We start from the raw sequence: 12,904 nt of genomic DNA on the forward strand, positions 1-12,904 counted from the left end.
CGCTGTGGGCAAAGCAAGGTGCTTGTTTGCCCACAGCGCAAACGGAGCTATCGATTGCCTCCACGACGCTGTTGCCCGCCACTCTGGTCACACGTTCCCGTACCATCGCAGGTGCCATCATTGCTCTGCTGACGCGTCCCCTGATTGGCCCGATCCCGGTTGCCCTGGTTGCCCTGGTTGCCCTGGTTGCCCTTGCCAAGCATGCTCAACGGCTGATTGATCCGCTCGGTGAGCTGCGCCTCGATTGTTGCCAGACGGGCGTCGGCTTCGGCCTGGGTCATATGGCCTGCTGCGACCGCAGCCTCAAGACGTTCGGTACGCGAGGCGATCATTGTCTGCACGAACGCGGACGGATCGACGCCCCCAGACTGGAGCGCGGCAGCGATGGTGCCGTCTGTCCCCAGTTGTGCAACCAATTCGGCACGAGTGAGGCCAAGCGCATTGGCGGCCTGGGCCACAAGCGATTGATCCGCCCGGCCCATGCGTCCGTTGCTGCCCTGACTGCGGTCACGACTACTCGCTCCCTGCTGTGCCGCACTAGTGGGAGGCCCGCCCTGGGCTGAGGCTGCAGGCGCAAAGCTCAAGGCCACAAGGGCAAGAAGCGCGAGGCCAATGCCAGTTGCAAAAAGTGAAAAGATGCGTTTCATGATGGTTCTCCATATTGTTGATCGAAGATTGTCTGGCCATTCCAGTGATCACGTTCTCTCGATGTTTCTACTATAGCAAGTCTTTATGGAGAACCTATGGAGATAGGGGGTAGCTGTTGTGGATATACGCATATAGAAGGTGGCGCTGCGCATCGCAGCGCCACCTTCTATATGCTACAATATCTCCTATGCCAATCATGATGAACCTGACCACCGCCGAGCACGGCGGCACCCAGCCTTCCTGCGGGACGGGCGATCATAGTAGTTGTGGCCCCAACTGCTCGTGTGGCTGCCCCTATACGGGCATGCACGAGCGCGGTCTTGTTGAGCCCATTGCGCTCGTCGAGCCGCGCTATCCCAACGAGTGGTTGGCCTTTGTCATTCCCCCTGGTGAAGATGAGTATCACCCCGAATATGGCATGCTTGTTGTCCATAGCCCCGACGATAATGAAGTTTGGGACGCCGTCAGCCGCATTACCTTCAACCAGGTGGTGCATGTCTATTTTAATGGCTGTTTAGAAGCCTACTTCAACTCAGTTGCACTCGACGCAAACGCAGCGAATTTGTTACCACAAAGACCGAACTAAACGCCATCGCCACTGCGGCAAGCATCGGGTTGAGTTGCACCTCCGTGAACGGGTAGAGAATGCCGGCGGCGACCGGGATCAGCATGACGTTGTAGATAAAGGCCCAGAAGAGGTTCCAGCGAATCGTGCGCATCGTCGCCCGGCTGAGCGTAATTGCCTGGCTGACCCCAGCGAGATCACCGCGCATCAGCGTGATCGCTGCGGCTTCTATCGCGACATCGGTGCCCGTGCCAATGGCAATGCCAACGTCGGCCTGCGCAAGCGCCGGCGCATCATTGATGCCATCGCCGACCATTGCCACGACCCGGCCTTCGCTCTGGATGCGTTTGACTTCATTGGCCTTATCTTCGGGCCGCACCTCGGCGAGCACGCGGTCAACGCCAACGTCGTGGGCAATGGCGGCGGCGGTACGCTGGTTGTCGCCGGTCAGCATTGCGACTTCGATGCCGCGGCTGCGCAGCATTGCAATCGCCGCCGCTGAGGTTGGCCGCACCGTGTCGGCGACCCCAATGACCCCCAACGGGACGTCGTCTGCTGCGACGATCATCGCGGTCTTGCCTTTGCTCTGCATTGCGCTAATGGCGCTTTCGAGTTGCTCTGTCCCAATACCGCGCTCGTCCATCAGCCGTGTTGTCCCGATCAAGACGGTTGCGCCCTCGATCTCAGCCTCGACCCCGGCTCCGACGATGGCGGTAAAGCGCGTTGGGCGCGTCAGCGTCAGGCCACGCTCGTGGGCCGCCTGGACAATTGCTTCGCCAAGGGGGTGCTCGCTCCGACTCTCGGCGCTAGCCGCTAGTTGCAAGAGGTGCCGTTCGGCCTCCTCTGCGCTTCCGTTCACGGTAACGCCATGTTCCGCCTGAAGGGTCGCCTTGCCAACCCCATCCCCCGGGTCTTTCTCGCCTGCTGCGGCTGCCGCAACTGAGGTAGGCAGGACAGGCTGCACGCCCTGTGCGAGGACGATGATATCCGTCACCGAAGGTTTGCCTGCGGTGATCGTGCCCGTTTTGTCGAGCACGACGGTCTGAATCTTGGCAGCACGTTCGAGGCTTTCGGCATTCTTGATCAGAATGCCCCGCCGCGCCCCGACGCCTGTGCCCACCATGATTGCGGTTGGCGTCGCAAGCCCTAGCGCACACGGGCACGCAATGACAAGCACCGAGACCGCAAAGATCATGCTGCGGGTAAAGCCGACATCCCCGATGAAATACCAGACGCCAAAGGTTGCGAGGGCGATGGTGATGACAACCGGGACAAAGACCGAGGCGACCTGGTCGACGAGGCGTTGCACCGGCGCCCGACTCCCCTGGGCCTCCTGAACTAGCCGGATGATCTGCGCCAGAGCGGTTGCCTTGCCCACGCGGGTGGCCCGCATCTGGAAACTGCCACTTCGGTTGATCGTCGCGCCAACGACCGGGTCGCCAACATGTTTCTCAACCGGCAGGCTTTCACCCGTCAGCATGCTCTCATCAACACTCGAAGCGCCTTCAAGCACCACCCCATCAACTGGGATCTTCTCGCCCGGGCGCACGATGACCACCTCACCTACGCGTACATCACCCACCGGGATGTCGATCTCTTGCCCACCGCGTAGCACGCGGGCGGTGCGTGGTTGCAACCCGATCAGACTCTTGATGGCCGCGCTTGTCTGACTCTTCGCCCGCGACTCGAGATATTTGCCCACCAGTACGAGCGTGATGATGACGGCGGCGGTCTCAAAATAGACATGCCCTGGTGCCCCGCTAACGAGCAGGGCAATGCTATAGAGATAGGCCGTGGTCGTCCCCATCACAATCAGGGTGTCCATATTGGCCGTACGCGCTTTGAGTGCCGTCCATGCGTGGCGATAAAAGTCGGCCCCGCTATAGAACTGCACCGGCGTCGCCAACAACAGAAAGAGCCAGTTGAGTAGGTCGTCGCGGGCGGCGATCTGGTGCATCATTGCCGCCATCGAAGCCCCGTGATCCTGGCGCATCATCTCGGCCCCGGCCCCGATCAACCAGGGATTGATGAGCCCGACATCGCGGGCCATCGCGATGAGCAAGAGGGGCAGACTAAAGATGATGCCCACGGTCAACTGCCGTCGCTTGCGGGCAAGTTCTGCGGCGCGGGCGACGGCCTCGGCATCCTCGCTTTCACCCTCTTGCTCGCTCGTCTCGATCACCCCGTAACCGGCTTGTTCGACCGCCGCCTTCAGTTCGCTGAAACCAGTCGCCGCCGGTGAAAAGACCACGGTTGCGCGCTCGGTTGCCAGATTCACGTCGGCAGTCAGTACTCCGGGCACCTTGCGCAACGCCTTCTCGACGCGACTGGAACACGAGGCGCAGGTCATCCCCGTGACTGGTAATTCAACGCGATCAGTCACAATGCCGTAGCCGGCCTGCTCGACGGCTGCCTGGATCTGCTGGGGCGCAAGTTGGGCCGGGTCAAACCGGATGCTCGCCTGCTCGGTAGCAAGATTCACGCTGGCGCTCGCCACGCCAGGGAGTTTCTTGACCACCTTTTCGACTCGCATCACACACGAGGCGCAGGTCATTCCGGTCACCGGTACAATAAGTTCTTGTTCTGCCATAGGTCTTTAGGAGCATCGCTTAGCTGCAAGCCATGCTCATAGAACTGGAGCAACCTCTTCGTACCCTGCCTCACGAATCGCGGCCACAATCGTTTCCGCTGCGAGCGTGTTCTCCGACGCAACGGTCACGACCTTGCCTGGCAAATCGACCGTGACACTGGCAACACCAGTGAGTTTGCCAACTTCGTCGGTGACCGCACGGACACAGTGCTGACACGAAATTCCCGGGACGTGAAATTGTTCGGTTTTCATTCTTACTTTTCCTTCCTCTTAGCTCTGACGCGCTTCAAAGACCTCCAACAACTCGCGCACGACCCGTTCCCGTTCATCAAGGCTCTCACTCTGGATGGCCGTGGTGACACAGGTGCGCAGATGTTCATCGAGAATACGCTGGTCAAGACTCGTCAGGGCCTGCCGGATCGCTCGCGTCTGGGTGAGCAAATTGATACAATAGGTGTCTGCTTCGACCATGCGCTGCACCCCGCGCACATGCCCCTCGATCGTCTTGAGCCGCTTGAGCAGATCTGCTTTGTGTTCGCTGTTCATTGCCTCCTCCACCCCCTCCCCCCTGGGGGGGGTACAGTCAGTATACCACTTCTTTCTTGGAAAAAAAGCCAGCGTCGCTGGCTTTTTTTCCAAGAAAGATTTATATTGGTCGCCCGTTTAGCTCCGCGGAAACTGTTTGCTTGCTTGCTTGGCCGAAGAACTGGCCGGGGCCTCGGCGCGGTAGAGGCTTCCTTCGAGGATGCGTAGGAACGCACGCCGGTCAGCGCTGCGCACGACGGCCTGTTCATGGGCGCGGGCCAGCGCTACCGGGTAGCCGTCGCCACGCACCGATTGGTCATAGACGAGGGTATGCACCTGGTCAACCAGGTCTGGTTCGCGTGCGACCCATTGCGGGATCTCGATCCGACAGAGCTCACGGGCGACCCGTAGGTAGAAGAAATGAATCAGATGGTGCCCGTACCGCTCCAGGTTGATCCGGCTCATCGAGCAGAAGATTGGCCCGCGTTGCCCTTCGGCCAACCCTGCCCCGAGAATGTCGGCATCAACAAGCCCCTGACAGACCATACACGAGGCCTCGCGCCCGGCACCAATGTCGCTACACTCGGCACAGACCGCACCTTGCCCTGCGGCTACATCGACATCAGGACACAACATCAAGCGGATCATGCCAACGACCTCGGGTGAGCGTGGACGACTGATATACGAGGCGACCGGGATCGCCCGCCGTCGCAATTGTTCCAGATACCCAAGATAGGGTTCAAGAAAGAAGTCCTGCACAAACCGCTCGGCCCCGGCCAGCGCCCAGCGTATCAGCGTTCCATCCTGCAACGCAAGCGCTGGCAAGTCGTCGGTCAGGTACTCATCGGCCAGTTCGGCCAGCGCGACGCCTTCTTCCACATCGCGCCGCGCACTCAGATAGCCCCCTTCAATTGCAACCCGCCGCGAACCTTCTCGCAGATAGAGATCCTCTTCACGATAGTAGAGCGTTGGCTGCGAGGTGAGGCGCGCCGTCGGCTGATGCCCATACCGCAGAAAGACCTGCCCGATGTTGAGCAGATAACAGCTCACACTCCCGTGGCGATCAAGGTCGATCTGCGATCCGTCGGTGGCGACGAGCGCATACGCGGCTGGGGGAGGGGGAAGATCGCGCACGGTTCCGAGCGGCTCAATCGGGCGGGCCAGCAACCACTGGGCGGTCGGGCGGCTGAGATCAACCGCCTGCGCCCAGTGCGCCTCGTTGCCATCGGCCTCAAGATAGTGCGCTCGTAGCGCTGCAGCCCGCGAGGCGGTCGCAGCGGCAGCACCAGCCGCCGCATGGCTCATTTCGCGGATCTGCTTGCTGAGGGTTGAGAGATCCAGTCCCATAGGCGTGGCTTACCGTGCTTTCAACCGCTGGGCCAACTCGACAAAGAAGGGCAGCAACTCAGGATTCTTGAGCGAGTCGGGATTCGCGGCACGTTCGACGGGCGCACCCATCAGGATCTTCTTGACCGGCACTTCAAGTTTTTTGCCGCTGAGCGTGCGCGGTACATCGGGGATCGCAAAGATCTCATCGGGCACATGGCGCGGCGAAAGCGCTGTCTTGATCGCCGTTTTGATGCGCTGTTCCAGCGCCTTATCGAGGCTCACCCCGTCGCGCAGCACCACAAAGAGCGGCATATACGATGCCCCACCTAGTCCTTCCAGGTCAATCACCAGGCTATCGAGTACCTCGGGGATCGCCTCGACGGCCCGGTAGATCTCGCTGGTACCCATGCGAACGCCCTGGCGATTGATCGTACTATCCGAGCGTCCGTAGATCACAACCCCGCCATGCTCATTCAACACAATCCAGTCGCCGTGGCGCCACAGGCCAGGATAGACCTCAAAATAGCTTTCGCGGTAGCGGCGGCCATCAGGATCATTCCAGAAATAGATCGGCATCGAAGGCATTGGCTCGGTAATCACCAGTTCGCCCATCACCCCCGTCACACTATTGCCATCGGTGTCAAAGGCCTGCGCATTGACGCCCAGCATGCGCCCCTGAATTTCCCCGCTATACACCGGCAACAGAGGCGTGCCGCCCACAAAACAGCCACACACATCGGTGCCTCCGCTGATCGAGGCCAGCCAGAGATCCGCCTTGACGTTGGCATAGACCCATTCAAAGCCCTCGGGTGGCAACGGCGACCCGGTTGAACCCATGCCCACAAGCATATGCAGATCGTACTCGGCACCTGGATGCACATCAGATTTCATTAGGGCTGTAATGTAACCTGCGCTTGTCCCAAAAAAGGTTATGCCCGCCTCTTCGACATACTTCCAGAGCACCCCCATATCAGGATAGCCAGGGCTGCCATCGTAGAGCGCAATCGTACTGCCCGTCAACAGCCCACCCACCAGCAAATTCCACATCATCCAGCCGGTCGTCGTAAACCAGAAAAACCGATCACCGGGCTTGAGATCCAGGTGCAGGGTCAACTCTTTCAGATGCTGGATCAGAATGCCTCCCTGGCTCTGCACAATGGGCTTGGGGAGACCGGTGGTGCCTGAGGAATAGAGCACCCAGAGGGGATGGTCGAATGCGACGTGCTCGAACTGCAACGTCCCGGGGGCTGCGCTTGCTGTTGCCCAGGGCAATACTCGTCCTTCGAGATCGTCGCCAGTCGCCGCTGGATCAAGATAAGGCACCAGGATCGTCGCTTCAAGCGTCGGCAGAGCCGCGTGAATCTCGCGCACCGCCCCGAGGCGTTCGTGGGCCTTGCCGCCGTACCGATACCCATCGACAGCAATTAGCACCTTGGGCTCGATCTGCTGAAAGCGATCAATCACACTTGGGCTGCCAAAATCGGGCGAGCAACTCGACCAAACCGCCCCGAGACTCGCCGCCGCGAGAAAGGCCACTAGCGCCTGCGGAATATTCGGGATATAGCCAACCACCCGATCACCGGCACGCACCCCAAGTTCACGGAGCGTTGCCGCAACACCGGTTACCTGGGCCTCCAATTCAGCCCAACTCACCTCGGTAAGTGGCCTGCCCTCAGCTTGAAAGATCGCCGCAGGATGGCTCGTCGTCGCTCGGCGAAAGATATGCTCGGCATAATTGAGCTTTGCCCCCGCAAACCAGCGTGCCCCAGGCATCGTATGGCTCGACAGCACCGCCGTGTAGGGTGTCGACGACAGAATCGCGGTATATTCCCAGATCGACGCCCAGAACGCCTCGATCTCATCAACTGACCAGCGCCAGAGCTCATCATACGTCGTGAAATGCAACCCACGCGTCTCGGCAAGCCAGGTCATATAGTGCTGCATATTGCTCTGCTGCTTTAGTTCAACAGAAGGTGACCAGAGCAACATCGGGGCAGGCTCGTTCGGCATCGAACACCTCCAGAGAGTATTGCATCACGAGAAGCGCCTCTTATTGTACCCTATCTTGCTAGGGCAATCACAAGATGGCAAGACCTCACAGATCTTCAATACCTGTGAGGTCTAGTCTAGCGGATTCATTCGAAGCTTTGCGTCTTTGCGCCTTTGCGTCACACAATCTGTCTTATGCGCTAAGGCATTGGTCTTAGCTAGACGGCGTCTCTTCCGAGGGCTTGATCGCCTCAGGCCGTTTCCGCTCGATTCGCTCGGCCCCCGAGTTCATCCGTTCAACGAGACGGCTCATATCATCAGCAAAGCGTTCGGTGTCCTGGATCGGGAAGGCAAAGCGCACTGGCCCGAGTTCGTTGAGGCGGCTCAGGATGTTACGGGGGAAGAGGGCCAGTTGATCGGCAAAGTCGGTCAGCAGATTCTTAACCAGGGGCTCAAGATTTTGCACCGTATTCGTGCTCGGAGGCGGGTCAATCAGGGTTAAGACGAGTTGCCGGATATACTCGGCGTAGCTTTGGATCTTGACTTCGCCCTGTTCACGGACGATCAGTTGACACGCGAGCCGCTGGCCTTCGGCGAGTTTCGCCTCGGGAATCCAGGCTTTTTCGGCCTCACTCGGCGGACTCAAATACTCGGCCCCTTCCACCACCTGGCAGCGGCAGAGTTGGCAGGTACCCGCGTTATCGCACAGGAAACCGATATGCGCCGCATTGCGTCGGGCGACATTCAAAACCCGCTCGCCGACCTTCGCTTCCATCGCGACATCGTTCATGATGATGGTAGACATGTCTGATCTCCTCTGGCTGGAGCTTGGGGGGGACACAGGTATCCAGGTCGGTCTTCACAATAACATAGGCGATAGATCGCGTCAAGCAACGTGACGAGGGTGCTAAGCTTGCGCTCACTCCAGCACATCAAACCCAAGGGCAAAGCTTATCGCCTCGCGGAACTCGCGGAGCCTTTCTGGTGCAAGATGTGTAATATAACCGGCGAGCTTGGCTTTGGCGATCTGATTCATTGCTCACCCCACGCTTGCTCAGCGTCCCAAACATCAAACTCACCTGGCGCAACGGGATGTTGCGCATAGCCTCTGGCATGCTGCTGCTCTTTTTCAAGGATGGCGTGATGGCGTAATGCGAGTTGGAGGGCTGAGCGAATAAATGCCGAGCGGGTGGTTTGCAGCGCTGCCGTCAGATGATCCACTTCAGCCAGCAACTCGTCATCAATGGTCATTTGGATCGTTTTCACAATGCACCTCGTACGCTCGGTCGCATCAGCTTCTGGTGCTGGCACCGGCCAGCGTAGCTGGCCGGGGCCAGCACCATCCTTACACCCCCCCAATGCCGAGGCGCGTGGCGTTGCTGCGCAGTGCGGCAATGACTTCGGCGATGAGGTCGTCGAGCGGCATTGCAATTACGTCGGCCCCGTGGCGGATGCCGTCACGACTCACTTTGGCAGCAAAGGCTTTGTCTTTCATCTTTTTCTTGACCGATGAGACTTCGACGCTGGCGATGTTTTTGTCGGGGCGCACCAGCGCTACCGCGGTGACGAACCCACTCAATTCGTCAACCGCATACAGTGTCCGTTCCAGCGGCGAGACTGGCTCGATGCCGCTGTAGTCGGCATGACTCAAGACGGCCCGCAAGACTTCCTGACTCCATCCCGTCTCCCGCAGATGCGCGACCCCGTAAAAGGGGTGCCCTGGCAGGGTCGTTGGCAGAGGCTCGCCAGCAAGCATGGCCTCGGCTAGCGCGGTCGTGGCTGGCCCTGCCTCGGGCATGCTCGGATATTGCTCGAAGTCCATGTCATGGATCAGGCCCACCGCTTCCCAGAGATCGGCATCTTCCCCGGTCTTGTGGGCAAAATGAACCATACACGTCGCGACGGCCTCGCAATGTTTGCGCAGGCTCTCCGCCTTGACCCACTCGTACAGGGTCGCTCGGGCACGCTCACTCAACATACATGATCCTCTTTCTTCTTGATCCCACATGCGTTGTGCAGGCTCCATAATAGCAAAAAAGTGACGAGCTCGTGCCATGCCATGGTGGCACAGAGCAAGAAGCCCACTGGCCCATCACGCCATCCTCCGAGTTGTCCATAGCGCCGCCAAAATTCGCGTGCCGGTGCCCCGAGCAGGTTGCGCCAGCGCATGATGCGCCCCTGTCGGTAGAGGGTCTGCGCTTCGGCGAGCGCGTAGCGGCTCTGTTTGTGCCACAATTCGTCGAGGCGCTCGATATTTTCGTGCCAGAGATGCTCGTGCGTTGAAGTGATGGCTCCGTCCAGGCTCGCCGCTTCATGCACCAGGCGGCTTTCGTCAAAGTGTGCCGCACTCCGCCGGAGCAAGCGGAGTTGGTGGTCGGGATACCAGCCGCCGCCTTGCAGGATCTGACCGAAGAAGCGATTGTAGCGCGGCAGGCGGAACCCCGCTGCCGTTGGCTTGTTCTGCAGGGTCGCCACCAGTTCGTCGGCGAGCGCGGGTGTGACCAGTTCGTCGGCATCAAGGAAGAGCACCCAGGGGGCACTGGCGAGTTCCAGGCCCCGGTTGCGTTGCGCTGGAAAGCCACGCCAGGCTTCGCAGACGACCCGTGCCCCGTGCCGCTGCGCTCGTTCCGCTGTACGGTCAGTGGTGCGGTCGTCGAGCAGCACGATCAACTCGTCGGCCAGGCCGCTCACACTGCTCAGGCACGTCTCGATATACGCTTCTTCGTCGCGGGCAATGATCACCACGGCCAGCATGGCTGCTCCTTTTCAGCGCTGCAATTGGATCGACGCAAGCACAATGCTCCCGCCGTCACCGACGCCAACGGGATCAAGCCGCAGGCCGGTAATGATCCCCTGCCATCCAGGCGCAGCGGCAAGATCGAGCCGATAGGTGGCGAACTCTTCGCTCTCGATCAGTGTCCAGCGCATTGAACGGTCCTCGTCGGTCTGCCCGTTCTCGTCAAGCCAGAAGAGTTGCGCGTCGCGGGCGGCAGTTGTGGCGGCCATCGTGATCTCGATGTTTGCAAATGCTGCCGTGTCGAGGCGCATAGGCGGGCTGATCAGCGCTGGGTCAAGACCTGGCTCAAGCTGCCAGCCCGGTGAGTCGCGCCCGATTGTGGTTGCATTGTGTACCTGCCAGCCCCACTCTAGGCGGGAGAAAGCCCAGCCCGGCCCCTCCGCGAGGGTCTGGGCTGCATCCAGCACCCCGTACCTCGGCAGGGGTGCGGCAAGTTCAAGGGGGCGCAGGGCCTCGCGGTAGGGCGCATAACAGGCTGCTACCTCTTCGGGGGCCAACCCGAGCCGTTCGCTGGGTGTCGGTGGCTCATCGGGGGGCGCTGGGGGCGGATGAATTGCATCGTCGGCAATGAAGACGGCGTAGCCGCTGGCGAGCGCAGTCTCAATGCGTTCCTGGATCAGCGCACACGCGGCAGGCCAGTCATTGCTGGTCAGCGCAACCGCCTGATTCAGCGAGATTACGTTGGGGTGCTGTTCGTAAAAGGGAAGATAGAGTTCGGCGATGCCATCAGGTACGACCAGCAGATCGCCCGTGGCCGCAAGGTTCCCCAGGGTGGTTGCGGCAAGGCGTTGCAGATCACGCTGCGCATCGCCACGTTGCTGGATGGTTGCCCAGTTGAGGCCAAGCATCGTCACCCCGATCCCGAGGAGGAGCAGTTGGGTGAGTTGATGCCTCCAGCGTAACGGTTGACCCCTCTCCTGGGAGCGAGGGCGTCCCGCCCTCGGAATGTTTTCGAGGGCGGGACGCCCTCGCTCCCAGGCTTGCCTGTTCCCCCACATGCGAACCTGTACTCGCCCGTCTGGAGCCTGCGAGCTTCGCTGGTTGCGGGCAGGATGCGTTGCCAGCACGAGCAGCAAATAAAACGGTGGCAAGCTCGCGATCCAGAATTCGATATTGTCCGGCTCCCACCAGAGAAAAAAGGCCCCATAGACCAGCAACCAGCTCGTGGCGATCACCAGGCTCCCCGGCGGTGCGGTGCGGAGCAGCGGGCGCAGGTGGAGGATCAGCAGGCCAAGGAGGAGCAGGCCCAGGATCGCCCCGCCTGGCTGGGCAATCGTGTCGGCCAGACCCTGCCCCAGCAAGCTGAGTTTCGTCTGATCGACGGGCCCCCCCCAGAAGCCGGTGGTGGTATAACCAGCGGCCCAGGTAAAGAGATCGGCTGCGTTGCGAAACCCGCTGACCCCCAGACCAACCCACAGATAGGCCCCACCAACCACCAGCGCCAGAGGCAGCCCATAACTGACCAGGGTGACAAGAAGGCCGCGCCAGTTGGGCGGCCCGGCCTGTTTTTGCTTGACATAACCGTAGATTAAAGCAAGACCAGCGGGCACACTCAGCAGCACATTCGTCTGATGAAAGAGCACCGCCATCCCCTGGACGAGGCCAAGGCCAGCGGCAAGGGTTGGCGAGGCAGGCGTACGGGCTGCGCGGAGCATCAATGCGAGCGCAACGATCAGGAAGACCGCCGCAATCGTATAGACTTCGACCTCAATCGCATAGTACCAATAGGCAAAACTGCTCGCGAGCAGCAACGCCCCGAGCAGTGCTGGTTGCCATGCCCACGTTTGCGACTGACCGCGACCGATGAGGCGACCTATCAGCACCCCAAAGAGCGTCACCCCAATTGCCCCTGCCAGCGCATTGGTCAACTGTAACAAACGTTCGGCCCCACCGCTCCACCCCAGGCCCCCGGCAACGGCGTGGATCAATGCCCCGAGGGGGCCATAGGCGAGGTGATGCGGATGGAACAACTCTTGCCAGGGCTTGCGTTCGACATCGAGGATATACGAGAGCGCATCGTAGGTATGCACATTGGTGAGGGTCAGCACATAGAGTGCCGCGCAACAACAGAACGTCAGGAGGGCAAAACTTCGCATTAAGGCACGGCATCCTGTCGTTCAAGGCGCACCTGATCGCCAAGGGCGGTACCGGTAGCAGCGATCATGCCAGCGGGCAGTTCAAGCACATAATGCGACCTCCAGGCACCAGCAAAGGGGCGATTAGGGGGCAGCGCACTGCTCAGACCCACTACACGGTCGTGGCGATTGACAAAGACGACATCAATCGGAAAGCGCATAAAAAAGCTATGCACACTCGAACAAGGCACAATCAGCAACCCCTCACCGGGCGCAAGGCCGGGGTGCCCAATCAGGCCTTTGCCACGCGCCAAAAAGCTACGGGCCTCGGTACAGACCAACGCAAGCGGCAGACCCCGCGTTTGATTATAGACGGCTACGGTCAC

General features: G+C 60.3%; 13 protein-coding genes. 1 reads left to right on the forward strand and 12 read right to left on the reverse strand.

The features are described 5' to 3' along the window. Positions 1-47: 47 nt before the first annotated feature. Positions 48-647, reverse strand: coding sequence for a hypothetical protein (locus EYB53_RS13900; RefSeq protein ID WP_135478903.1), 600 nt, complete (start codon positions 645-647; stop codon positions 48-50). A gap of 188 nt (positions 648-835) precedes the next feature. Here EYB53_RS13900 and EYB53_RS13905 point away from each other — a divergent pair, with 188 nt between their 5' ends. Further along, positions 836-1,234: a hypothetical protein gene (locus EYB53_RS13905; protein ID WP_135478906.1), complete on the forward strand. Its 399-nt coding sequence runs from the start codon at positions 836-838 to the stop codon at positions 1,232-1,234. Here the strand turns inward: EYB53_RS13905 and EYB53_RS13910 are convergent. The 11 genes from EYB53_RS13910 to EYB53_RS13960 all read right to left on the reverse strand — a co-directional run bounded on the left by EYB53_RS13910 (position 1,176) and on the right by EYB53_RS13960 (position 12,904). Continuing rightward, positions 1,176-3,803, reverse strand: coding sequence for a heavy metal translocating P-type ATPase (locus EYB53_RS13910; protein WP_135478908.1), 2,628 nt, complete (start codon positions 3,801-3,803; stop codon positions 1,176-1,178). The two genes, EYB53_RS13905 and EYB53_RS13910, sit on opposite strands and share 59 nt — an antisense overlap. 36 nt (positions 3,804-3,839) lie before the next feature. Continuing rightward, positions 3,840-4,055 carry a heavy-metal-associated domain-containing protein gene (locus EYB53_RS13915; RefSeq protein ID WP_135478910.1) on the reverse strand — a complete coding sequence of 72 codons (216 nt, stop codon included), beginning with the start codon at positions 4,053-4,055 and terminating at the stop codon, positions 3,840-3,842. Between the two features lie 18 nt (positions 4,056-4,073). Next, positions 4,074-4,349, reverse strand: coding sequence for a metal-sensitive transcriptional regulator (locus EYB53_RS13920; RefSeq protein WP_135478912.1), 276 nt, complete (start codon positions 4,347-4,349; stop codon positions 4,074-4,076). 117 nt (positions 4,350-4,466) lie between these two features. Further along, a complete protein-coding gene (locus tag EYB53_RS13925) occupies positions 4,467-5,675 on the reverse strand; it encodes a DNA double-strand break repair nuclease NurA (protein WP_135478914.1) in 1,209 nt (402 codons plus the stop codon). Positions 5,676-5,684: 9 nt separating this feature from the next. After that, complete coding sequence (locus EYB53_RS13930) at positions 5,685-7,667, reverse strand: acetoacetate--CoA ligase (RefSeq protein ID WP_135478916.1); 1,983 nt, start codon at positions 7,665-7,667, stop codon at positions 5,685-5,687. A gap of 193 nt (positions 7,668-7,860) precedes the next feature. Beyond that, positions 7,861-8,451 carry a 2Fe-2S iron-sulfur cluster-binding protein gene (locus EYB53_RS13935; protein ID WP_135478919.1) on the reverse strand — a complete coding sequence of 197 codons (591 nt, stop codon included), beginning with the start codon at positions 8,449-8,451 and terminating at the stop codon, positions 7,861-7,863. 227 nt (positions 8,452-8,678) lie between these two features. Beyond that, positions 8,679-8,912 (reverse strand): ribbon-helix-helix domain-containing protein, encoded by a 234-nt coding sequence (locus tag EYB53_RS13940; RefSeq protein WP_097655513.1) that lies wholly within the window; start codon positions 8,910-8,912, stop codon positions 8,679-8,681. A gap of 79 nt (positions 8,913-8,991) precedes the next feature. Continuing rightward, the gene (locus EYB53_RS13945) at positions 8,992-9,624 is read right to left on the reverse strand and encodes an HDIG domain-containing metalloprotein (protein WP_135478920.1); all 633 of its coding nucleotides are present in this window, start codon (positions 9,622-9,624) and stop codon (positions 8,992-8,994) included. Continuing rightward, the gene (locus tag EYB53_RS13950) at positions 9,618-10,400 is read right to left on the reverse strand and encodes a glycosyltransferase family 2 protein (RefSeq protein WP_135478922.1); all 783 of its coding nucleotides are present in this window, start codon (positions 10,398-10,400) and stop codon (positions 9,618-9,620) included. Before EYB53_RS13950 ends, EYB53_RS13945 begins: the two co-directional genes overlap by 7 nt. A 12-nt stretch (positions 10,401-10,412) precedes the next feature. Next, on the reverse strand, positions 10,413-12,539 hold the full coding sequence (locus EYB53_RS13955; protein WP_135478924.1) for a protein O-mannosyl-transferase family: 2,127 nt from the start codon (positions 12,537-12,539) through the stop codon (positions 10,413-10,415). Beyond that, positions 12,539-12,904 (reverse strand): DUF192 domain-containing protein, encoded by a 366-nt coding sequence (locus tag EYB53_RS13960; protein ID WP_135478926.1) that lies wholly within the window; start codon positions 12,902-12,904, stop codon positions 12,539-12,541. Before EYB53_RS13960 ends, EYB53_RS13955 begins: the two co-directional genes overlap by 1 nt.

The organism is Candidatus Chloroploca mongolica (assembly GCF_004762035.2).
GTDB classification, from domain to species: Bacteria; Chloroflexota; Chloroflexia; order Chloroflexales; family Chloroflexaceae; genus Chloroploca; species Chloroploca mongolica.

What these genes read in the sequence shown, in the direction of transcription:
- EYB53_RS13910 (WP_135478908.1), bottom strand. Translation starts at nt 3,803, where the DNA reads ATGGCAGAACAAGAACTTATTGTACCGGTGACCGGAATGACCTGCGCC.
- EYB53_RS13900 (WP_135478903.1), bottom strand. Translation starts at nt 647, where the DNA reads ATGAAACGCATCTTTTCACTTTTTGCAACTGGCATTGGCCTCGCGCTT.
- EYB53_RS13905 (WP_135478906.1), top strand. Translation starts at nt 836, where the DNA reads ATGCCAATCATGATGAACCTGACCACCGCCGAGCACGGCGGCACCCAG.
- EYB53_RS13920 (WP_135478912.1), bottom strand. Translation starts at nt 4,349, where the DNA reads ATGAACAGCGAACACAAAGCAGATCTGCTCAAGCGGCTCAAGACGATC.
- EYB53_RS13935 (WP_135478919.1), bottom strand. Translation starts at nt 8,451, where the DNA reads ATGTCTACCATCATCATGAACGATGTCGCGATGGAAGCGAAGGTCGGC.
- EYB53_RS13915 (WP_135478910.1), bottom strand. Translation starts at nt 4,055, where the DNA reads ATGAAAACCGAACAATTTCACGTCCCGGGAATTTCGTGTCAGCACTGT.
- EYB53_RS13925 (WP_135478914.1), bottom strand. Translation starts at nt 5,675, where the DNA reads ATGGGACTGGATCTCTCAACCCTCAGCAAGCAGATCCGCGAAATGAGC.
- EYB53_RS13945 (WP_135478920.1), bottom strand. Translation starts at nt 9,624, where the DNA reads ATGTTGAGTGAGCGTGCCCGAGCGACCCTGTACGAGTGGGTCAAGGCG.
- EYB53_RS13930 (WP_135478916.1), bottom strand. Translation starts at nt 7,667, where the DNA reads ATGCCGAACGAGCCTGCCCCGATGTTGCTCTGGTCACCTTCTGTTGAA.
- EYB53_RS13950 (WP_135478922.1), bottom strand. Translation starts at nt 10,400, where the DNA reads ATGCTGGCCGTGGTGATCATTGCCCGCGACGAAGAAGCGTATATCGAG.
- EYB53_RS13955 (WP_135478924.1), bottom strand. Translation starts at nt 12,539, where the DNA reads ATGCGAAGTTTTGCCCTCCTGACGTTCTGTTGTTGCGCGGCACTCTAT.